Origin of the sequence: uncultured Roseovarius sp., assembly GCF_947259555.1 — a bacterium.
Taxonomy (GTDB): Bacteria; Pseudomonadota; Alphaproteobacteria; order Rhodobacterales; family Rhodobacteraceae; genus Roseovarius.
The window spans coordinates 38196-56302 of sequence record NZ_CAMYMD010000086.1 but is presented as its reverse complement, the minus strand read 5'-3'; the positions used below and the strand labels follow the sequence as shown (position 1 = coordinate 56302).

Annotated in this window: 28 protein-coding genes; 9 read left to right on the top strand and 19 right to left on the bottom strand. The window is 63.4% G+C overall.

The window, feature by feature from the left end; translation table 11 throughout:
* Positions 1–227 (bottom strand): hypothetical protein (locus tag Q0X85_RS14615; protein WP_297773080.1); only part of this gene is annotated, 227 nt, incomplete at its 3' end.
* A 256-nt stretch (positions 228–483) separates the two neighbouring features.
* Between Q0X85_RS14615 and Q0X85_RS14610 the strand changes: the two genes are divergently transcribed.
* On the top strand, positions 484–948 hold the full coding sequence (locus Q0X85_RS14610; protein WP_297773079.1) for a hypothetical protein: 465 nt from the start codon (positions 484–486) through the stop codon (positions 946–948).
* Positions 949–950: 2 nt separating this feature from the next.
* Here Q0X85_RS14610 and Q0X85_RS14605 read toward each other — a convergent pair whose 3' ends face one another.
* From Q0X85_RS14605 to Q0X85_RS14545, 13 genes are all read right to left on the bottom strand, one after another.
* Positions 951–1607: a DUF3164 family protein gene (locus Q0X85_RS14605; protein ID WP_297773077.1), complete on the bottom strand. Its 657-nt coding sequence runs from the start codon at positions 1605–1607 to the stop codon at positions 951–953.
* Entirely contained in the window at positions 1594–1803 is a 210-nt protein-coding gene (locus Q0X85_RS14600; RefSeq protein WP_297773075.1) for a hypothetical protein, read from the bottom strand. The genes Q0X85_RS14605 and Q0X85_RS14600 overlap by 14 nt, the downstream gene beginning before the upstream one ends.
* Positions 1790–2152, bottom strand: a complete 363-nt coding sequence (locus tag Q0X85_RS14595) for a helix-turn-helix domain-containing protein (protein ID WP_297773073.1) — start codon at positions 2150–2152, stop codon at positions 1790–1792. Before Q0X85_RS14595 ends, Q0X85_RS14600 begins: the two co-directional genes overlap by 14 nt.
* Complete coding sequence (locus Q0X85_RS14590) at positions 2133–2513, bottom strand: hypothetical protein (RefSeq protein ID WP_297773072.1); 381 nt, start codon at positions 2511–2513, stop codon at positions 2133–2135. The genes Q0X85_RS14595 and Q0X85_RS14590 overlap by 20 nt, the downstream gene beginning before the upstream one ends.
* Positions 2510–3040 carry a hypothetical protein gene (locus Q0X85_RS14585; protein WP_297773071.1) on the bottom strand — a complete coding sequence of 177 codons (531 nt, stop codon included), beginning with the start codon at positions 3038–3040 and terminating at the stop codon, positions 2510–2512. Before Q0X85_RS14585 ends, Q0X85_RS14590 begins: the two co-directional genes overlap by 4 nt.
* A complete protein-coding gene (locus Q0X85_RS14580; RefSeq protein WP_297773069.1) occupies positions 3037–3837 on the bottom strand; it encodes an ATP-binding protein in 801 nt (266 codons plus the stop codon). The genes Q0X85_RS14585 and Q0X85_RS14580 overlap by 4 nt, the downstream gene beginning before the upstream one ends.
* Before the next feature lie 15 nt (positions 3838–3852).
* Positions 3853–5967, bottom strand: coding sequence for a transposase domain-containing protein (locus tag Q0X85_RS14575; protein WP_297773067.1), 2115 nt, complete (start codon positions 5965–5967; stop codon positions 3853–3855).
* A complete protein-coding gene (locus Q0X85_RS14570; RefSeq protein WP_297773065.1) occupies positions 5964–6842 on the bottom strand; it encodes a ParB/RepB/Spo0J family partition protein in 879 nt (292 codons plus the stop codon). The genes Q0X85_RS14575 and Q0X85_RS14570 overlap by 4 nt, the downstream gene beginning before the upstream one ends.
* A complete protein-coding gene (locus tag Q0X85_RS14565; RefSeq protein WP_297773064.1) occupies positions 6835–7047 on the bottom strand; it encodes a hypothetical protein in 213 nt (70 codons plus the stop codon). The genes Q0X85_RS14570 and Q0X85_RS14565 overlap by 8 nt, the downstream gene beginning before the upstream one ends.
* Entirely contained in the window at positions 7044–7268 is a 225-nt protein-coding gene (locus Q0X85_RS14560) for a helix-turn-helix domain-containing protein (RefSeq protein ID WP_297773062.1), read from the bottom strand. Before Q0X85_RS14560 ends, Q0X85_RS14565 begins: the two co-directional genes overlap by 4 nt.
* Complete coding sequence (locus Q0X85_RS14555; RefSeq protein ID WP_297773060.1) at positions 7268–7531, bottom strand: hypothetical protein; 264 nt, start codon at positions 7529–7531, stop codon at positions 7268–7270. The genes Q0X85_RS14560 and Q0X85_RS14555 overlap by 1 nt, the downstream gene beginning before the upstream one ends.
* A gap of 187 nt (positions 7532–7718) precedes the next feature.
* The gene (locus tag Q0X85_RS14550; RefSeq protein WP_297773058.1) at positions 7719–7946 is read right to left on the bottom strand and encodes a hypothetical protein; all 228 of its coding nucleotides are present in this window, start codon (positions 7944–7946) and stop codon (positions 7719–7721) included.
* Complete coding sequence (locus Q0X85_RS14545) at positions 7933–8097, bottom strand: hypothetical protein (protein WP_297773057.1); 165 nt, start codon at positions 8095–8097, stop codon at positions 7933–7935. Before Q0X85_RS14545 ends, Q0X85_RS14550 begins: the two co-directional genes overlap by 14 nt.
* Positions 8098–8187: 90 nt before the next feature.
* On the opposite strand from Q0X85_RS14545, the gene Q0X85_RS14540 reads away from it, so the two are divergent.
* The gene (locus tag Q0X85_RS14540) at positions 8188–8691 is read left to right on the top strand and encodes a hypothetical protein (protein ID WP_297773055.1); all 504 of its coding nucleotides are present in this window, start codon (positions 8188–8190) and stop codon (positions 8689–8691) included.
* 213 nt (positions 8692–8904) lie between these two features.
* On the opposite strand, the gene Q0X85_RS14535 is transcribed toward Q0X85_RS14540, so the two are convergent.
* The gene (locus Q0X85_RS14535) at positions 8905–9165 is read right to left on the bottom strand and encodes a hypothetical protein (protein ID WP_297773054.1); all 261 of its coding nucleotides are present in this window, start codon (positions 9163–9165) and stop codon (positions 8905–8907) included.
* Positions 9166–9239: 74 nt separating this feature from the next.
* Between Q0X85_RS14535 and Q0X85_RS14530 the strand changes: the two genes are divergently transcribed.
* The 4 genes from Q0X85_RS14530 (at position 9240) to Q0X85_RS14515 (ending at position 10843) form a co-directional block, all read left to right on the top strand.
* Positions 9240–9728 (top strand): helix-turn-helix transcriptional regulator, encoded by a 489-nt coding sequence (locus tag Q0X85_RS14530; protein WP_366130097.1) that lies wholly within the window; start codon positions 9240–9242, stop codon positions 9726–9728.
* A gap of 95 nt (positions 9729–9823) precedes the next feature.
* Entirely contained in the window at positions 9824–10006 is a 183-nt protein-coding gene (locus Q0X85_RS14525; protein ID WP_297773051.1) for a hypothetical protein, read from the top strand.
* A 4-nt stretch (positions 10007–10010) separates the two neighbouring features.
* A complete protein-coding gene (locus tag Q0X85_RS14520) occupies positions 10011–10523 on the top strand; it encodes a hypothetical protein (RefSeq protein ID WP_297773049.1) in 513 nt (170 codons plus the stop codon).
* 29 nt (positions 10524–10552) lie between these two features.
* The gene (locus Q0X85_RS14515) at positions 10553–10843 is read left to right on the top strand and encodes a hypothetical protein (RefSeq protein WP_297773047.1); all 291 of its coding nucleotides are present in this window, start codon (positions 10553–10555) and stop codon (positions 10841–10843) included.
* Positions 10844–11361: 518 nt separating this feature from the next.
* Here Q0X85_RS14515 and Q0X85_RS14510 read toward each other — a convergent pair.
* The 3 genes from Q0X85_RS14510 to Q0X85_RS14500 form a co-directional block, all read right to left on the bottom strand.
* Complete coding sequence (locus Q0X85_RS14510; protein ID WP_297773045.1) at positions 11362–11913, bottom strand: L,D-transpeptidase; 552 nt, start codon at positions 11911–11913, stop codon at positions 11362–11364.
* 116 nt (positions 11914–12029) lie between these two features.
* On the bottom strand, positions 12030–13163 hold the full coding sequence (locus tag Q0X85_RS14505; RefSeq protein WP_297773043.1) for a carboxylate-amine ligase: 1134 nt from the start codon (positions 13161–13163) through the stop codon (positions 12030–12032).
* A 257-nt stretch (positions 13164–13420) separates the two neighbouring features.
* Complete coding sequence (locus Q0X85_RS14500; protein ID WP_297773042.1) at positions 13421–14920, bottom strand: CoA-acylating methylmalonate-semialdehyde dehydrogenase; 1500 nt, start codon at positions 14918–14920, stop codon at positions 13421–13423.
* A gap of 103 nt (positions 14921–15023) precedes the next feature.
* Here Q0X85_RS14500 and Q0X85_RS14495 point away from each other — a divergent pair, with 103 nt between their 5' ends.
* From Q0X85_RS14495 to coaD, 3 genes are all read left to right on the top strand, one after another.
* The gene (locus Q0X85_RS14495) at positions 15024–15920 is read left to right on the top strand and encodes a LysR family transcriptional regulator (protein ID WP_297773040.1); all 897 of its coding nucleotides are present in this window, start codon (positions 15024–15026) and stop codon (positions 15918–15920) included.
* Between the two features lie 58 nt (positions 15921–15978).
* Positions 15979–16413: a CBS domain-containing protein gene (locus Q0X85_RS14490; protein WP_297773039.1), complete on the top strand. Its 435-nt coding sequence runs from the start codon at positions 15979–15981 to the stop codon at positions 16411–16413.
* Positions 16414–16483: 70 nt separating this feature from the next.
* Positions 16484–16975, top strand: a complete 492-nt coding sequence (gene coaD, locus Q0X85_RS14485) for a pantetheine-phosphate adenylyltransferase (protein ID WP_297773037.1) — start codon at positions 16484–16486, stop codon at positions 16973–16975.
* Positions 16976–16991: 16 nt separating this feature from the next.
* On the opposite strand, the gene gap is transcribed toward coaD, so the two are convergent.
* Positions 16992–18056 (bottom strand): type I glyceraldehyde-3-phosphate dehydrogenase, encoded by a 1065-nt coding sequence (gene gap, locus Q0X85_RS14480; RefSeq protein WP_297773035.1) that lies wholly within the window; start codon positions 18054–18056, stop codon positions 16992–16994.
* Positions 18057–18107 lie beyond the last annotated feature (51 nt).

Sequence of the window (18107 nt, the reverse complement as noted above, 5' to 3'; positions counted from 1 at the left end):
GCTCGCGGGGTGGGGTGGTGCGACACAATCACGGTGCCCCACGCCCCGTTTTCCGGCGCTGACAGTTTCCGGTGCTGCGGCTGATAGGCAAGGTCGAGAAGCTCGCAGATCGGACGGATCGGAATATAGGCTTCGTGGTCGCGCCACAGCCATTCCAGCGTCTTGCCGTTGAGGTTGAGATAGTCGATCAGATCGCCCTTGAAGGGCAGTGGGGTGACATTGTTCATGTCGGTCTCCATCGGTTACGGGGGACACTTGGTCCCCGGGTGTTAGAAAAACTGCCGATGGACAGTCCCCCCACGTCTTTAGGCCGTAGCCCTGGACATGCACGCGGGGCACCCGGAGGATGATCGTCTCAAGTGGTGAGACGCCATGTCGGGGCGTAACCGCCATCGGTGTTCTTCCAGCTCGGGCGCTTTCTACGGCACTACCGAACGGCACCAAGATGCAGCGGCTCGCGGTAATTGTCAAATCGTTCGACCCATGATCCACTTCAGGGTGATTCTCGGAGGTGGCAGGATGTTCGAAGTTTGGGTGACGAACGGTGTGCAGTGGGTTGATCTCTACCCCTTCGCAGAGGACGTGCTCGACAAGGCTCCGGAGCCTTGCGGGATGGACGCTCAGCGACTTGCAGTGCTGGCACAATCCTTCTTCAAGGGTGATAAGATTTACCCCGAGCATTGCCCTCGTGGTTACGACTTCGAGTACTGCAAGATGCTCGTGAGCCGTGTGACTAGATGGGCGAACTGGGCGCTTAGAGAAAAGCGCATGAAAAAATCCGGCATGGTTTATTGGCAAGTTCGTGCCAGCGGTGACGCCTGCGCAAAGATGAAGGCGCGGGACGGCGAGATCATCCACATAAATGATATCGAGCGCGTCCCGCTTGATGACTGCTGGCAGCAGTGCCACTGCTGGTATGGATTGCACCGACCGAACCGCCATCGCTGACCTCACACCTTCGCCAGGTCGAGCAGAACCGTCTGCCATGGGGCTTCTGTGTTGGGACGGTGCTTGACGCGCACGTAAGTCGCTTTGCCCACCACGCGCATGGCGTCGCGGATAGCGTCCATGGCCCGGTTCCAGCGCGCATCGGAAATGTCGAGCCGCAGCAGCATGAAGATCTCGGCGCGGTTGATCTGGCCTTCCTTGTCGGTGTTGAAGGCACGGGTGACGATGGCCTGTATCTCGGGGCGGCTGTCGGCGGACCATTCGTTGAGGCATTCGTCGATCAGCCCCTTGGCGATCTGCAGCTCGGGGCCGAAATCCACCCGATCCTGAACCTGCACCTGCACCTGGTAGAGCCCGTCATAGGTGGTCAGGGTCTTGTTGCCCTTGGCGCCGCCGACGCGCGTGTCGTATTCCTGCGCAAGGATCGCCTCGAACGCGCTGATATCGTCGAAGGTGTGCTCCTTGAACCGGCGCAGCTGATCGCTCAGCGCCAGCGCATAGCCCGCGATCTTGCGCACCTGTTCGTCCTGAAGCTGATCCTGCGGCTTGACCAGGTCAAGCGGCACCTCGCGGCCCTTGGCATCGACCATCTTGGCGCGGCCGTTCTCCTCGACGATGCCCGAGGGCACCGGGTGGGGGGTGAATTCAGACATGGTCATCTCCTGTTGAAGGGGTGGTTGAAGGGGGCTTTGATCCCACGCCGTGCATCGCGCAGACGCCCGCCATGGCGGCGATCTCGTCCATCGAGCACAGCGTGGTGCCTCGGGGCCCGAGCAGATCGACCTTGGCCACGCCCGAGGCGGCAAGGCGGATCATTTCGGCTGTCGTCCAGCGGGTGATGTCAGGGTCGGTCATTTTGGTCTCCAGTGTCGTCGAGAATGGCGTCAACCAGCCCGTCGCGGATGACGATATCGAGCAGGCGGAGCGCCATTTCCTTGACGCTCATCCCGCGCGCGATGGCGTGAGGCTCGAGCCCCTCGCGCAGATCGGAATTGAGCCGGGTGAGCCGCGCGCCCTGCTTTCGACAGGGCGCGCCGAGGCGCACGGGCGGAAACTCGGCCCCCTGACGGCGCAGGCGCGCCAGCACCGCGTGGATCCGGTTCGGCGTCACGCCCAGCCGCCGCGCGATATCCGAGGCGGGTACGCCCTCCCGCGCCAGCGGGATCACGTCGGCATCGAGGCTGTCATCGGGTCTCACCGGCATCCTCCACCTCCTTGTGCAGCGGGCAGCGGTTACAGGCCCGATACATGGTCACATACTGATGGTTGACGTTCTCGAAGCGGTTGGCCCGACCGCGCCACTTGCGGCAGACCTGCTTGCCGATCGTGCCCATCACGGGGCATTCGACGGTCTGGGCCATGAAATGCCCGCGCACGAGATCCTCCACGACGCCGGTGTCGGCCGGATAGCGGGCGCGCAGGATGTTCGACACCAGGCTGCCGCTGCGCCCGATTTCCTGCGCCACCTTGTTCTGGCTTGTCCGGTCGCAGGCTTGGGCCAGCGCCTCGACCCAGTCCGGGATGCCCTCGCCCCAGAATTCGCGGGCGGTGTCGATCGCACTCATGCCGCACCGCCTTTCGACGGGGCAAAAGCCCCGGTGTTGGGATCGAGGATACCCGCCATCCGCACCGGGCGCGGGGCGCGCGGGCCGCTGTCTTCGAGCAGCTTGTAATGGGCCTCACGGGTGCCGGGGATCGCCTTGCTCAGCGCCTTGATGTGCCCCGAGGCGGTCAACTGACGGCAATAGGCCCGGGCCTTCTCGACCGTCACCTCGATGCCGCCCGCATTGGCATGCGCAGCAACGTCCGTGGGGTTGAACTGGCGCAGGTGCCGCATCGCGCGCCACATGTTGCCCTCGGGCGTGGCCTCACCGCTCACGGGCTGAGGCCCGACAGGCGGCAGATGCGACGGGCTGTACCAGCGCTTGTTGTTGCGCGCCAGGCGCGACACCCGCACCCGGCCGTCCTTCAACCAGTGCCGGATATAACGTGCGGCGGTCTCGGCGCTGCAGCCGCGATCGGAGACGGCCTTCCAGTCGAACTCGGGAAGGTCCTTGACCTCGTCCCACATCTTCTCGAACAGCTCGCTCATGACCGCACCGCCTTCGCGTCGCCAGCAAGCGGCACGACCGTATCGGCGCGCTCTGTCCGTGCCACAGGCCGGAAATCCTCGACCCGCCGCACGGTCGGCGGCTGACCGGTGGTGAAGGGGCGCGTGCCCCAGAGATCGAGATCGGCACTCCTGCGGCCGCGCCCCTTGGCAAGCTCGCGCGCCGACGCGAGATTGGTGGCAACCCGCCGGATCGAGCCCGCCGAGGCATCGACGATCGCGGCCAGAAGGTCATTGGCCACATCAACGCCCTGCGCATAGATCGGCACCAGCTTCTCGGCGTCGGACATGTTGCAGGCCAGCGCCGGCTCCCAGGCAAGCTGGCGGTTGTGGATGTTCTCCCAGCGGGTCAGGTCCTGCGGCAGCTTCTCCTCGCCCACCAGGATCACCGGGGCCTGGCAGCTCTCATAGATGTCGCGGGCCAGCTCGATCATCCGCTTGCGCAAGAGATACTGCGCGTCGTCGATGATCAGGGGCCGATCGCTGCGCGCCAGCTGCGCGCCGATCGCATCGACCATGGCGGCCACGCCGCGCACCGGGGGCAGGCCGATTTCCCGCAGGATCGCCTGCGCGAAATACGTCGGCGTCCAGCAGTCTTTGACCTGCACGACATGCGCCTGGTATTCGTTGGCGGCGACGGTGACGGCGGTGGTCTTGCCCCAGCCCGAGGGGCCGTAGAAGGTGGCCATGCCGGGCAGGCCGAAAGCGCGATCCTGTACCCGCTCGACCAGGCCGATCAGGGCCGCGACGTTGCGCAGGGGCGCGATGGATGGTGTCATGCTGCTCTCCTTTTCTCAGTTGTCCGCGCTGAACCGGCGCTCCATGCGCAGGCCCGCCCGGTATTCCGATGATTGCCGGTAGTCCCCGAGCCACTCGGCTTGCGCCTGTGTCAGCGTCTCGCCCGCCGCCTCGGCGCGCTCCAGCGCCCGGGCCCTGGCGAAACGCTGCTCGGGATCATCCTCTTCGCGCGGAGCGGCGCGGCGCTCCTCGAGCCGCGCGATGGTGGCCGAATGCGCCGCCTCGCGCTCGGTATCCTCCGGAGTGGCCGCGCGGCGTTTGGGGGCGGCCTTGTGTGGGGTCACCAGCTGATGCACCTGCGCCTCGGGCAGGGGCTCGTCGGGGGCTAGATCGCCCGCGGCACGAAGCCGAGCGGCAATCTCCGATGCGCTGAACTCCCGCGCGGCTTTCGCCTCGGTTTTCTGCGCCTTCATCCAGGCGCCGCGCTTGCGATTGTGGTCGCGGGCGTGATCGACGCTCAAGAATGGCGCAGCATCACGGCACTCCGCATGCCCCAGGTAGCGACCCTTGAGGTCATAGACCTCGAGCCCCGCCGCCAGATCATCGGCATCGAACCGCGCGACGACCTTTTCGCCCGCGATCCGGTACATCCATTCCGACCAATATTCAGTGTCATAGAGCCTGAGCGCGCCGTTGCCGCGCTTGGCGCGAACGCCCTCAGCGCGCAAGAGCCAGAGGCGCAGCTGCTCATCAGTGGCGCGCCGGATCGTGGCTCGCGCATATCCCTCGTTGAACACCTCGTTAAACGACCGCCCCATGGCCACTTCGCTGCGGCGGCCGGGCCGGGCGTTGTGATGCGCCAGCTCCTCTTCCAGAACCGCCTTGAAATCCTCCAGCGGGATCGCGCGGCTGCCGTAATCTTCGGGCTTGGCCATGGGGCTGTTGCCGGTATAGGCCCCGTCGAAGGCGGGATGTTTGGCAACCCGGTCACACAGATCGCGGAACGCCCGCTCGATCGGCTTGGACTGGCCGGAATAGGGCGTGGCCCAGTGGATTTCGATGCCCAGCAGCGGCAGTAGTCCGGGGATATCCTCGTCCATGATCTTGAAGGTGTTGCGAGTTTTGTCACCGCCGGTCATCGCCTTGTTTGCGAATTCTTTACCGTTATCCATCAAAACCGACTGCGGTACGCCCCATTCACGGATAAGGTCGCCTGTCACCAGCTGCACCGTATGGCTGTTGGCGGTATCCGACAGACGCCAGGCCAACAGCTTGCCGGAATAGACGTCAGACCACGCCATCAGCTGGGGGCGCACCGGCGTGTCGATGCCCGGCCACTGCACGAATACGTCGAATTTGTGATAGTCGCCCTGGATACACTCCATCGGGACCATGAACGCCTTGGATCGTGTCTGCGCCGGGTAGAACCGTTTGAGTGCCTCCGCCCCCTTGCGCATGAACACCTCGGTCGGCTTTGACACGTTCACCTTCATCCACCGCCGCACCTGGTGGAGTGGCGGCACCGGGCTGTTGCGTTTCTCGCCTAGCCAAACCCGGGCCGCGCGATCATAGCAACTGGTCAGGCTGGGCTGCGACAGGCGCAGCCAGTCGCTCCGGACGAGGGCACAGAATTCATCATCGAGATCGGCGCGCAGGCCGGGGGTCTTGCGCACCGCGCGCCCATCGATCAGATAGGCCAGCCGATCAGCAGCGCTCACGCCCTCGACCATGCGCAGCCAGTTCCAGACCGTATATTCAGAGCAGCCCAGCTGGCGCGCGACCTCGCGCACGGACATGGACCGGGTCAGCCCCGCGCCCTCAAGGGTCTCAATCTGGGTGATGCCATTCAGCCGCCGCTCCGCCTCGGCGCGGGCGGTGTCGCCCGCCGCGTCGAACCGCGCCCAGGCGTCATCAGCGCCCACCTGTGCGGCTTTTGGCTTCGCGTGATCAGAACCCAGCCGCAACCGCGCGCGCAGGGGCAGCACGCTCCAGTGATATTCGACCCCGCCGCCCGCACCGCGCCGCCGCCGCACCTTGCCGGGCAGCGCAGACCAGCCCTCGCGCTTGGCCATCTCGTTGACCTTGCGCTTGGTGCCGGGCAGGTCCGGCAGACCGGATGCCGCCAGCTCGGACGCGCTCCACCATTCCTGTGCCGGGGGCTGGTCGCTCATTCGGCGTCTCCCCCGTCATAGAAGACCTCGCGCAGCAACGCGTCGATCTCGGCGGCGTTGTCCTCGACGAACTTGCGGCGATTGCGCTCTCCGGCCCGCGCCCAGGCGTCGGCAAGCCGCGCCAGCTTCTGATCCCTGTCGCTCGGCGGGGTCGGGGCCTTGCCTTGGGAGGCGGCATAGGTCTTGCGCGCCGCCTTGACCGTATTTGCCTCGCCAGCCGACAGCTTGCCGATAACGAAACCACGTTCCTCGGGCTCCGTGATCTTTCCGATTTCCGCCATATCCTTATAGCCGACCCATCGCGGTGCGTCGCGCAGGGCGGAGATCTCTTCCGGTGACAGAGCGCTTACGGCCCGATATTGGCGGCGTACGGTGGTTTCGTTCTGGCCTGCCATCTCGCCCACGCGCGCCGCGAAGGATGCGACGGGCATAATGCCCGTCGCATCCCAGCGCTTTGCAGCCAGCGCCTCGCCGATAGCCGCGCGGGCCTCGGGATACTTCTTCTCGTAAGCCTCCTTGTAGGCCAGCAAGAACACGGCCCGGTCCACGGGCTTCATCTCGGCGCGCGCGAGGTTGCGCTCGATCTCCATCATCCGGGCATCGGCATCCGTCCCCTCGTAGATCGAAGCACGGATCGTCAATTGGCCCTGCCGCCGCGCCGCCTCGACCCGGTGCATCCCGTCGATCAGCCGGTAGCTGACCACGCCATTGCGCCGCACCCGGCGCACGTCGACCGGGTCACTCGGGGCCTCACCTTCGCGCAGCGTCATCAGGATGGCCCCAAGCCCCATCTCATCCACCGGGCGCAACCGTTCGTGCACCTCGATGTCATCCAGCGCCATTTCGCGCGTCTCGATCAGGCGCATCTCACTCATCGGCGAGCTCCTGCTCGATCAGATCGGCGAGCCTGCGAACGCTCTTAAGATTGTCCCGCATCCGCCCGCGCGCGTATTCGATATTATCGGCATAGAGAGCGTCCCCCGCCCGGATCATCCCGATGATGAACGCGACCTGCGCCGCATCCTTGCGCAGCCATCTCGCCATATCTTCGATCTTTTGGGTTTTATTCTCGTCCATCATTCCGGTGCCTTCGTCATTGTGTACCGGCAGATCAGCCGGTCCTTCCTGCGCTCGCGGGTGCAGAGGATCTCCGCCCCGTTCGCCCTGAGCTCTGAGATGCAGCTGTTGACCGCCACCACATGCGCCCGCCGCACGATCTCGCGCGTGGTGTGGGGCCTGCCATCCTCGAGGACCGCCAGAACCCTTTGCAGGCGCGCAGAGGTGAGCGGCGCGTGATGCATCAGCCGCCCACCATCCGCGCATCGAGGCCCGAGTGACGCCCCCGGCACCCGTCGCACATGCGGTTGCCGTGGCCGGTGCTCCAGAACTCGCCCCCGCAAGTCAGACAGTTGCGGTTGCGCGCCTGCTGGGCGTGGCGTGCCTCGTCCTCTTTCCGGTCCATGGCGCGCAGCGCGATATCACGATTGCTATAAGCACCGGTCAGGCGCTGCTTTCCGTCGAACACGGCATAGCCTTCGCCCCATCTGTCCACATGCAACCCCATGCTCATCCTCCGAAACTAGCAACGCCGAAGAGAAGCACGAACAGCGCCGCCACTCCCAGCACATCACAGGTGAAAGAAAAGACGCCGCGACCGGGGCAAGCAGACCGGGACCGATCGCGGCGCAAGACCCGCGCGCCATACAGGCAAGCACGCACGCGGGATTTCAAACTGGTGTTCAACGGGCCGCTCATCCCTGCACCCGACGCAGTTCATGGTCGCGCACGAACTGCTCACGCCGGATCGCCAGATGCTGATCCTCCGCCAACCGGCTCAGCCGCATCAGCGACAGCGCACAGGCCGGATCGTCGATATCGCGGATAAGCTGCAGCGCCAGCGCCACGCGCTCCACCTGCGGCACAAGCTCGATCTCGGCCTGCAACGGCCCGGCATCGGGAATAAGATCACTGATCCGCATGGGATACCTCCTTTGATGAAACGGGATGATCAGGCGCGGCCGGGATCAGCCAGAACCCGAGCGCCGCCCAGAAGATCAGCCCGGCCATGGAACCGATCACGAACCCGGCCCCATCGGGCAGGCGTCCTTCGGGATCGCGACGGGGGGTCATGACAGCACCCCCGCAACGCGGACGAGGCTCGACACCCCGTCCGCGCGCGCCCTACCATCGTCACTGCCAGAAAACCGATGGAGGGAACCCGTGATTGACCGCGAACCACTGCTGAACCTGAACGCTTCTGACCTTAGCCACCCGCTAAGGGGGTTCATGAGGGCCGAATTGTATGACGAACTGAGCGCACTCGAGGACATGCTGTTCGAGACCCGAAAAGGACCTGCCCGCGAGCCGGATTTCGACGCGGAGGAATTGTATGACTTCATGACCGATTTCCTTGACCAGATACCGGAGAACGAAACCGAAATTGCTCGCGTGGATCTCCATGTGCCACCCGCGTCACGCGGCGCGAGAGCTCTCCACTGGCGCATAGGGCAAGCGCTATCTGTCGTAGGGAACAGGCTACCTCAGGACATACTGGGTCCGTCCGCACCCAATATTCTTCCATCTCACGAAGTTCTTCTCCCGATGCGGCTTCGAGCCAGGCTCGAGCTTGTTCTGGGCTGCGAAACGATCCCCATGGTTTGGGTTCGCAAGATTGATCTTGCGGGGCGCACCCCGTTGAAGGTGCGGCCTGAGCGTCCGGATTAAAGGTTCGCGCCGGGCACACCTCCGGGAGCGCGACATTGACTGTCTCGCCGCACCGCACGCAGTAGGCGTTGCGTCGGCCCGGCCCGTGCTCTTGCATCAGGCAAGGATGCGCCGCACGGCGGGCGGCCATCCTCTCACGCAGGGCACCTGCGTCATAGCTAAGCAGGGGCCGAAGTTCCGGGCAGATCATCAGGGCAAGGCGACGGCGGATACTCATGCCGCGTCCTCCCGGCGCATCCGCTCGGCATAGAGGCGCTGAAACGTCTCCTCGCCCACCTCCGCGATCATCTTTTCGCGCAGGGCGCGGGCCTTGGTCCCGTTCCAGCCGCCGGTCGCGGCGCTCTTGGCATTAGTCGGCGTCACCCCGTGCGGTGCGCACCAATCCTTCAGGTTGGTGCCGATCACCCGCAAATAGCCGAGGAACACATCATAAAAGATCGGCCCCGGCTGGATTGTTCTGACCTTTTCTGTCATATGCTTTACCCCTAATCGGTCACAGAATGACCGTAGTTCACGTTCATTCGTAGTTTTGAACGGATACTACGATCATGTCAACAGGTTTTATCAAGATGTCTGCGAACCCCGGTCAACGTCTTGCGCTGTGGAGGAAGAATAAAGGGCTGTCGCAGCGCGCCCTTGGTTCAGCGATGGATGTAAGCCAAGGATATATTGGGGATATTGAGGGTGGCCGGTGCGAGCCCTCGCGCAATTTCCTGATCCGGCTGCAAGAGCGCTTCGGCCTGCGCGCCGACTACATCCTTTATGGCGCGGGCGATCCCGTAGCACCCGAGACGCCGCCACCGCGCACGCGCGCCGATGACATGGTCCTGATGATCAGCGGGGTAGAGGTCGGTAAGGTCTATGCCGAGTTCGGCCTCAACCTATCCAAAGATGCTCTTTGGAAGGAGGGGACATGGTTCTGCAATGAGCTGGTGGCGCGCATGAAGTACCCCGATGACGGCGATGAGCTGGAGGCATTGCTGCCCGAGGTCCGCGAGCTGCTCAGAACCCGCCTTCACAATCGCAAGCGATCATGAACCGCCTCCGCATCCTCGGCGAGATTGTCCGGTCCGCGCATGCGTGGTGAGCGCCGGACGCACCGTTAACTTCACCTGAAAGGAGACTGTACAATATGGTAGAGCGTAAGACACCACCCAGACCGCCGCGCGAGGATGGCAAACGCCAGACCCCGTCGAACAACGGCGAAAGCATCGACTACGGCGAGGGCAAGCGCGGCAATTTCGAGGTATCCCCAACCCGCCCCGCTCCCGCGCCGCGCAAGCCAGACAGAGGGCAGGGCGAAGACGAAGGATAGGACCATGACTGTCGACGACGAGCGCCACGACCTGAGCTGTCACCTGCAACGCTCGGTGCGCTATCACCGGCTGCGCGAACGCTTCTTTGAGGGATGGTCGAACACGTTCTCCGTGCTCTCTCTTCTGGCGGGTTCGTCTGTCGTGGTGGCCCTTCTGGCCGAGTGGGCCGATTGGGTCCCGCTAGCGGCAGGTGCGGCGGTCGCCGCGATGCAGGCGCTCGACCAGGTTCTGCGCCTCAGCACCAAGGCGCGTCAGCACAACAGCCTCGCCGGGGAGTTTCTCGCGCTCGAACGCATCCTCACCATGCGCGGCGATCCGACGCCCGAAGATCTGCGCGAGCTGCGTGCCGAGGTCTTGTCGATCGAGGCGCGCGAGCCGCCGATCCTGCGCTACCTCGATCTGATCTGCCACAACCAGGTGGCCCGTGCCATCGGCTCCGAGGACATAGAGCACCTCCGTTTCTGGCAGCGTTGGCTTGCCCACTACCTGCCCGGCGACACCGCGCTCCAGCGCTAGGATCAAACACGCGAGGCCAAATGAAAAACTTGAACTTTTCCTCAACGCATCTCGCCCTGGGCGGGGCGGTCACCATTGCCGTCCTGATCGCGGGCGGCTTTTGGTATGTCGAGCATTCGAATAAGATGCGGCTCTACACCGAGGCCGCAGCCGATTGCCGCAATGGCGTGGGGGCTGGAAAGCTGCTGTCGCTCGATCAGATCTATGGCGAAGACGCACGACCCGACCCACTGGCGACGCGGCTCTCCCTGTGCGCCCTAAGCCATAGCGTCGATCGACTGGAGTATCTGCAGCGCTTGCGCAACTCGCTGTCCGACTGATTGTCGTCCGCCCCCCGATCATCCGAAAAAAGGGTCCCACTTCTCTTCCAGGTTCGGGCCGCTGTCAAGTTGGCTATCCGTTTGATATGGCGGGCAGAACCATGGAAGTGGGACCCTGAAAAAGAACTGGGCGGCGAGGGTCCCACTTCTTTTGCCTCCCAACCCTTTTCAGCAGCCCCTCAAATACCGCCCTCACGACCCGTTAAAGCCTTATTTAATAGGGTTTGAGCGTTTCCGCCCGCGCGCCCCCGATAATTGCCTCTGCGGCCCCATTTCGGGCCTCTACGGCGCTTTTATGCAGTCCACTGCAAACTTCGCACCCCTCTGGAATGCGCGCGCCTGATCCCTCTGAACCCCCTTATTTACAAGGCCCATCCGGCAAAGTCCGCCCTCATCTCGAGTAGTCCGGTATCACTGTAATATAGAGTGTCACCTAACAACCCTCCGGCCGGGATGCGACAAAAGAAAACGCCCCGAGGGGTAACCCGGGGCGCGGATGCTTTGCAAGGGCGGTGCGGTCAGAGCAACAGCACCTGCGTGCCGACCTGCGCCATGCCGAACAGCTCTTCGATATGCCGGTTATACAGCCCGATGCAGCCCGAGGACGATTGCCGTCCGATCTTGCGGGTGTCATGGGTGCCATGCACCAAATAGGCGGGCCAGCCGAGATAGAGCGCATGGGTGCCCAGCGGATTGTCCGGGCCGGGCGGCATGTATTCGGGCAGCGAGGGGTCACGCTCGCGCATGGATTGGGTCGGCGTCCAGTCGGGGCCGACACGCTTGCGCACGATCTCGGTATAGCCGCGCCGGGTCAGCTGTTCGGTCATCGGCACCGAGGACGGAAAGAGCGCATAGGTCTCGCCATCCGGGCCCCAGTAATGCACGGCACGGCTGTCGATATCGGCCAGCAGGCAACCCTTGCCGAGACTGTCGAAATGATCGCGCCAGTCGCGTTTGACAAAGGCTGACGCGTTGCGGCGGTTCACGGTTTCGGCGCGCAGCAGGCCCGGCGTGGCCAGGGCGGCGATGCCGGTGGCGATGGCGGTGCGGCGGGTGAATTTCGGTGTCACTGTGCTCGGTCCTCTTGGTCGGGAGTGTCCGATCAATATAGTAAAGATTGGCCGGAATGCGTAGGGGCGGGGCGGCCTTTGGGCTGCGCGCTCACAGGATTGTCATCGGCTCAGGTTCAGAGATCGGCGTGGTATTCCTCGATCAGGTGGCGCACCACCGATTGCAGCGCCTCGGCCTCGGTCTGCCCGGTGTTGCGGGCGGCGGTAAATACCGCGCGCTGCCGCTCGGAACTGGTGCCGCGCGCCAGCATGTCGCGGGCATGTTCGACCTCGGCCATGGCCTCGAAGAATTGAGCATCCTCTTGGATCAATTCAATTATTTCCTCAATCAGCGTGGCCATGTCGACAATCTCGCCGCGCCCGAAGTCGATCAGCCCCTCACTGGTGCCATAGCGTTGCGCGCGCCAGCGGTTTTCCGAGACAAGGAAGCCGTCATAGATGCGCCAGCGCTGATTGTGGATCGCCAGCCGCCACAGCATCCGCGCCAGGGATTGCGTCAGCGCGGCCAGTGTCAGCGCGTCCTCCAGCCGGGGCTGCACGTCGCAGATCCGCGATTCCAGCGTCGGAAAGCGTGACGAGGGGCGCAGATCCCACCAGATCTTGCTGGCATCCTCGATCACCCCCATGTCCACCAGTGCCTGCACCGAGCGGTCGAACTCGCCATAGCTCTCCATCCGGGGCGGCGGGCCGGTGCGCGGCAGGTTGTCGAACACCGTCAGCCGGTAACAGCCGAGCCCGGTATCCTGCCCCTGCCAGAACGGCGAGGAACAGCTGAGCGCCAGCAGATGCGGCAGGAAATAGCTGAGCTGATTCATCAGGTCGATACGGCGGTCAGGCGGCTCTATCCCGACATGCACATGCATACCGCAGATCAGCATCCGCCGCACCACGCCCGCCAGATCGTGCTGCAATTCGTTATAGCGTTTCTTGTCGGTATGGGTCTGGCTGCGCCAGTCGGAAAACGGGTGGCACGAGGCGGCGATCGGGGCGAGGTTATGTTCCCTGGCGTGCCGCGCCACGGTGCTGCGCAGGCGTCTGAGATCCTCGCGCGCCTCGCCGATCGTGCGACAGACGCGGGTGCCGATCTCGATCTGGCAATTGAGGAATTCGGGGCTCACTTGATCCTGCAAGTCCTGCTCGCAGGCCGTCATAAGCGCCTCGGGCGCGGGGCTGAGCGCGAGGCTGTCGAGATCGACGAGAAGATATTCCTCTTCCACGCCGATGGTGAAATCGGGGCTGATATAGGCCATGCGCGTCGCTCTCCCGCCGTGATCGGTGCCGTGGCTGTCAATTCAGCACGGTTTTGCGGGGGCGGGCAAGAAAAAGGGGGCAGTGGGCGAGCTTTGGTTCGCAGCCTTTTGTCGGAGACAGCCACCTTGAGGTGCCTCTGGCGAGCAGGCGCCAAGAAAGTTGAAAACTTTCTTGACCGGAATTTTTTCAAAATTCCGTCCCGGGACGGCTGCTTCACGCCAGGACGGCCCCGGCCCGGAGGCCGGGGCGCAGGCGATCAGTCCATCGCCTTGAAGTTGAACTCACCGCCATCCTTGATCCCCGACGGCCAGCGAGAGGTAATGGTCTTGGTGCGGGTGTAGAACTTGAACGCGTCCGGCCCGTGCTGGTTGAGATCGCCGAAGACCGATTTCTTCCAGCCGCCGAAGGTGTGGTAGGCCAGCGGCACCGGGATCGGCACGTTGATGCCGACCATGCCGATGTTGATCCGGTTGGCGAAATCGCGCGCGGCGTCGCCATCCCGCGTAAAGATCGCGGTGCCGTTGCCCATCTCGTGATCCATCGCCAGCTTGAGCGCCTCTTCATAGCTGCCCGCGCGCACGGTCGAGAGCACGGGGCCAAAAATCTCCTGCTGGTAGATGTCCATATCCGGCGTCACGCGGTCAAAGAGGTGCGGGCCGATAAAGAACCCGTCCTCGTAACCCTGCAAGTTGAAATCGCGGCCATCGACGACCAGGTCCGCGCCCTGATCCAGCCCCGATTGCACCAGCCCGAGGATCTTTTCCTTGGCCGCCGCCGTCACCACGGGGCCGTAATCCACATCATCGCCCGCCGTGTAGGGCCCGACCTTGAGCTTTTCGATACGCGGCACCAGCTTTTCGATCAGCCGGTCGGCGGTCTCGTCGCCCACCGGCACGACCACGGAGATTGCCATGCAGCGTTCGCCTGCCGCGCCATAGCCCGCGCCAATGAGCGCGTCGGCGGCCTGATCCATATCGGCATCGGGCATCACGATCATGTGGTTCTTGGCCCCGCCGAAACACTGCACGCGCTTGCCCTGCGAACAGCCGGTGCCGTAGATATATTCGGCAATCGGGGTCGAGCCGACAAAGCCGATCGACTGGATCACATCATTGTAGAGGATCGCATCGACCGCCACCTTGTCACCGTTCACCACCTGCAACAGGCCCTTGGGCAGCCCGGCCTCTTCCATCAGTTCGGCCAGCATCAGGGGCACCGAGGGGTCACGCTCGGACGGCTTGAGGATAAAGGCGTTGCCGCAGGCCAAGGCGGGCGCGAACATCCACATCGGGATCATTGCCGGAAAGTTGAACGGGGTGATCCCCGCCGTCACACCCAATGGCTGACGCATCGAATACATGTCGATGCCGGGGCCGGCGCTGTCGGTGAATTCCCCCTTGAGCAGTTGCGGCGCGCCGATGCAGTATTCCACCACTTCCAGACCGCGCTGAACATCGCCCTTGGCATCGGGAAAGGTCTTGCCGTGCTCGCGGCTCAGCGTCTCGGCCAGCTTGTCCATGTCGCGGTTGAGCAGATCGACGAATTTCATCATCACCCGCGCGCGGCGCTGCGGGTTGGTGGCGCCCCATTTGGGCTGTGCGGCCTGCGCGGCGGCGACGGCCTGTTCCATCTCCTCGACGCTGGCCAGCGGGCATTTCGCCTGCACGTCGCCGGTGGCGGGGTTGAACACGTCGGAAAACCGGCCGGACGTGCCTTTGACATGTTCGCCGTTGATATAATGGGTCAGTTCTTGCATCTGAGATCCTCCTCTTGGGTTGCGCGCAGGGTAGTCTTGCAAAACTCGGGCGAAAAGAGGCAATATTCCAAAAGCGATTTGCATTTCTGCAAAGGAGAGCGCCGTGCAGCCGCATTGGGACGATATCCGGATTTTCCTGGCGGTGGCCCGCGCCGAGAGCCTGTCGGGGGCAGGGCGCCTGCTGCGGATCGACCCGGCCACGGTGGGCCGCCGCATTGCCCGGCTGGAGGAAGAAACCGGCGCGCCGCTCTTTGCCAAATCCCCGACCGGCTATGCGCTCAGCGAAGCCGGGCAGCGCCTGATGGGCCATGCGATGCGGGTGGAACAGGCGATGCAGGACGCGTCCGAGGAAATGGCAGGGCAGGCGGGCGGCATGAGCGGCCAGATCCGCATCGGTGCGCCCGATGGCTGTGCCAATTTCCTGCTGCCGCAGGTCTGCGCGGCGATTGGGGCCGAAAACCCAGACCTTGAAATTCAGATTGTTGCCTTGCCACGCGTCTTCAACCTGACCCGGCGGGAAGCGGATATGGTGGTCGCGGTGAGCCCGCCCACAGCCGGGCGGCTGACCGTTCAGAAACTCACCGACTACAAGCTGCATCTTGCGGCCTCGGTGCGATACTTGCGCCGGAATGCTCCGATTGCAGGGCTGGCTGATCTGAAAGGGCATCGGATGGTGGGCTATATCCCGGACATGATCTTTGACAAGGAGCTGGACTATCTCAGCGAGGCGGGAGTGGAGCGGGTGAGTCTCGCGTCCAACTCTGTCTCGGTGCAGCTCAACTGGGTGCGGCAGGCCGGTGGCATCGGTGTGCTGCACGATTTCTCACTGCCCTGGGCGCGGGGTGTCCGCCGGATACTGACGGAAAAATTTTCCCTCACTCGGAGTTTTTATCTGGTGCGCCATGCCGATGATCGCAGGCTGGAACGACAGAACCGGTTCTCCGCCGCGCTCGCCGACGGGCTGCGGCAAGAGGTTGCCCGGCTCGAGGCGCGCAGTTGACAAAAATTTTGTTCTGTATCACGCTGATTTGAGCATATTTTATGTCGGAGGGCACGCCATGCTGGTTCAGCAAATCCTGAAATCCAAGGGCGACGGCGCGGTGATCACGATCACCCCCGAGACCAAGGTCTCGGAGGCGGCGCAGACGCTGGCGGAACGCCGGATCGGCGGCCTCATCGTGTCGCGCGATGGCGACACGGTCGATGGCATCCTCTCGGAGCGCGATATCGTGCGCAGCCTTGCGGTGCGCGGTACCTCCTGCATGACCGAAACGGTGTCAGAGATGATGACCCGCAACCCGGTCTGCTGTTCCAAGCAGGACAGCTCTGACGCGGTTCTGACCCGGATGACCGATGGCCGCTTTCGCCACATGCCGGTGGTCGAGGATGGCAAGCTGGTGGGCATCGTCACCATCGGCGACGTGGTCAAGGCGCGGCTCGAAGAGCTGTCGATGGAGAAGAACGCGCTCGAAGGGATGATAATGGGGTATTGAGGCCCACGGGGCTTGCATTCCGCCGCGCGGTATTGTTGCGTATGAGCCAAACATAATAACGGAGTGGCCCATGCGTATCGCCCTCTATCCCGGCACGTTCGATCCGATCACTCTGGGCCATATCGACATTATCCGCAGAGCTGCGGTCCTGGTCGACAGGCTGGTCTTGGGCGTTGCCATAAATCGTGACAAGGGGCCGCTGTTCACTTTGGAAGAGCGCGTCGAGATGATTGAGACGGAGTGCGCCAAGCTGAGCAAGCTGACCGGCACCGAGATCGTCGCGCACCCGTTCGAAAACCTGCTGATCGACTGCGCACATGATGTTGGTGCTCAGTTGATCGTGCGCGGGCTGCGGGCCGTTGCAGATTTCGAATATGAGTTTCAGATGGTTGGTATGAACCGGGCGCTCGACAGCTCGGTCGAGACCGTGTTCCTCATGGCCGATGCAGGGCATCAGGCGATTGCCTCGAAGCTGGTCAAGGAAATCGCCCGGCTTGACGGGGACGTGACCAAATTTGTCACACCTCCGGTGCGCGAGGCGCTGTTGGCCAAGTTCGCCTGAGCGCGTCGCTTTCAGGTCAGTTGCATGGTTCAGTCTGCGCTCTGCTTGATTGCAAAGCTCCGTGACGCGCGCGCGGCGACGTTGTTTCTTGCCCCATTGCGACAGCCGTATCCACCATGCGGTTGGAAAAGCCCCATTCATTGTCATACCAGCTGAGCACGCGGCACATGCGCCCCTCCATGACACGCGTCTGATCGGTCGCGAAGATCGAACTGTGGGGGTTATGATTGAAGTCTGATGAGACCAGCTCGCGTTTTGTGATAGCCAGAACCCCGGCAAGCTGTCCGGCCGCGGCATCGGTCATGGCGGCGTTGATCTCCTCGATGCTGGTGTCCTTTGCCGCTTCGAACGTGAGGTCCACGACGCTGACATTCGGGGTAGGCACGCGAATGGCCGTGCCGTCGAGTCGCCCGTCGAGCGCGGGCAAGACCAACCCGACGGCCCGCGCCGCACCGGTTGTCGTCGGGATGATGTTCAACCCCGCCGCGCGGGCGCGGTAGAGGTCCTTGTGCATCGTGTCGAGGGTTGGTTGATCGCCGGTGTAGCTGTGCACCGTGGTCATGAAACCGCGTGTGATGCCGATGGCCTCGTGCAACACCTTGGCTACGGGCGCGAGACAGTTGGTCGTGCATGAGGCGTTGGACACGATCAGGTCCTGATCGGTCAGATCACCATGATTCACACCGTAGACGACTGTGCGATCGGCGCCTTTCGATGGGGCAGAGACCAGCACGCGGCCCGCGCCATTTTGCAGGTGACGGGCCGCTGCGTCGCGGTCGGTGAACATACCGGTGCATTCCAGAACGATATCGATATCGCCCCATGGCAGTGTTTCGGGATCCTTAATGGCTGTGACGCGCATCGGCCCGCGCCCGGCGTCGATCGTTTCTGCGGTCGTGGTGACAGGCCCGGCAAAGCGGCCATGGACCGTATCAAACTCGAGCAAATGCGCGTTGGTCTCGACCGGACCCAGATCATTGATCGCAACAACCTCGATATCGTGGCGTCCGGACTCGAGGATCGCGCGCAACACATTTCGACCGATCCGGCCAAAGCCGTTAATGGCTACCTTGAGTGTCATATGGCTCTCCGTTGATTTTCGTTAGCGCTAACAATCAAAAGCGAACATAAA

What these genes read in the sequence shown, in the direction of transcription:
- Q0X85_RS14505 (WP_297773043.1), bottom strand. Translation starts at nt 13,163, where the DNA reads ATGGCCTATATCAGCCCCGATTTCACCATCGGCGTGGAAGAGGAATAT.
- Q0X85_RS14590 (WP_297773072.1), bottom strand. Translation starts at nt 2,513, where the DNA reads ATGAGTGCGATCGACACCGCCCGCGAATTCTGGGGCGAGGGCATCCCG.
- Q0X85_RS14520 (WP_297773049.1), top strand. Translation starts at nt 10,011, where the DNA reads ATGACTGTCGACGACGAGCGCCACGACCTGAGCTGTCACCTGCAACGC.
- Q0X85_RS14585 (WP_297773071.1), bottom strand. Translation starts at nt 3,040, where the DNA reads ATGAGCGAGCTGTTCGAGAAGATGTGGGACGAGGTCAAGGACCTTCCC.
- Q0X85_RS14535 (WP_297773054.1), bottom strand. Translation starts at nt 9,165, where the DNA reads ATGACAGAAAAGGTCAGAACAATCCAGCCGGGGCCGATCTTTTATGAT.
- Q0X85_RS14550 (WP_297773058.1), bottom strand. Translation starts at nt 7,946, where the DNA reads ATGCGGATCAGTGATCTTATTCCCGATGCCGGGCCGTTGCAGGCCGAG.
- Q0X85_RS14600 (WP_297773075.1), bottom strand. Translation starts at nt 1,803, where the DNA reads ATGACCGACCCTGACATCACCCGCTGGACGACAGCCGAAATGATCCGC.
- gap (WP_297773035.1), bottom strand. Translation starts at nt 18,056, where the DNA reads ATGACACTCAAGGTAGCCATTAACGGCTTTGGCCGGATCGGTCGAAAT.
- Q0X85_RS14575 (WP_297773067.1), bottom strand. Translation starts at nt 5,967, where the DNA reads ATGAGCGACCAGCCCCCGGCACAGGAATGGTGGAGCGCGTCCGAGCTG.
- Q0X85_RS14500 (WP_297773042.1), bottom strand. Translation starts at nt 14,920, where the DNA reads ATGCAAGAACTGACCCATTATATCAACGGCGAACATGTCAAAGGCACG.
- Q0X85_RS14530 (WP_366130097.1), top strand. Translation starts at nt 9,240, where the DNA reads ATGTCAACAGGTTTTATCAAGATGTCTGCGAACCCCGGTCAACGTCTT.
- Q0X85_RS14560 (WP_297773062.1), bottom strand. Translation starts at nt 7,268, where the DNA reads ATGCATCACGCGCCGCTCACCTCTGCGCGCCTGCAAAGGGTTCTGGCG.
- Q0X85_RS14525 (WP_297773051.1), top strand. Translation starts at nt 9,824, where the DNA reads ATGGTAGAGCGTAAGACACCACCCAGACCGCCGCGCGAGGATGGCAAA.
- Q0X85_RS14555 (WP_297773060.1), bottom strand. Translation starts at nt 7,531, where the DNA reads ATGGGGTTGCATGTGGACAGATGGGGCGAAGGCTATGCCGTGTTCGAC.
- Q0X85_RS14580 (WP_297773069.1), bottom strand. Translation starts at nt 3,837, where the DNA reads ATGACACCATCCATCGCGCCCCTGCGCAACGTCGCGGCCCTGATCGGC.
- Q0X85_RS14605 (WP_297773077.1), bottom strand. Translation starts at nt 1,607, where the DNA reads ATGACCATGTCTGAATTCACCCCCCACCCGGTGCCCTCGGGCATCGTC.
- Q0X85_RS14490 (WP_297773039.1), top strand. Translation starts at nt 15,979, where the DNA reads ATGCTGGTTCAGCAAATCCTGAAATCCAAGGGCGACGGCGCGGTGATC.
- Q0X85_RS14595 (WP_297773073.1), bottom strand. Translation starts at nt 2,152, where the DNA reads ATGCCGGTGAGACCCGATGACAGCCTCGATGCCGACGTGATCCCGCTG.
- Q0X85_RS14565 (WP_297773064.1), bottom strand. Translation starts at nt 7,047, where the DNA reads ATGATGGACGAGAATAAAACCCAAAAGATCGAAGATATGGCGAGATGG.
- coaD (WP_297773037.1), top strand. Translation starts at nt 16,484, where the DNA reads ATGCGTATCGCCCTCTATCCCGGCACGTTCGATCCGATCACTCTGGGC.
- Q0X85_RS14570 (WP_297773065.1), bottom strand. Translation starts at nt 6,842, where the DNA reads ATGAGTGAGATGCGCCTGATCGAGACGCGCGAAATGGCGCTGGATGAC.
- Q0X85_RS14545 (WP_297773057.1), bottom strand. Translation starts at nt 8,097, where the DNA reads ATGACCCCCCGTCGCGATCCCGAAGGACGCCTGCCCGATGGGGCCGGG.
- Q0X85_RS14610 (WP_297773079.1), top strand. Translation starts at nt 484, where the DNA reads ATGATCCACTTCAGGGTGATTCTCGGAGGTGGCAGGATGTTCGAAGTT.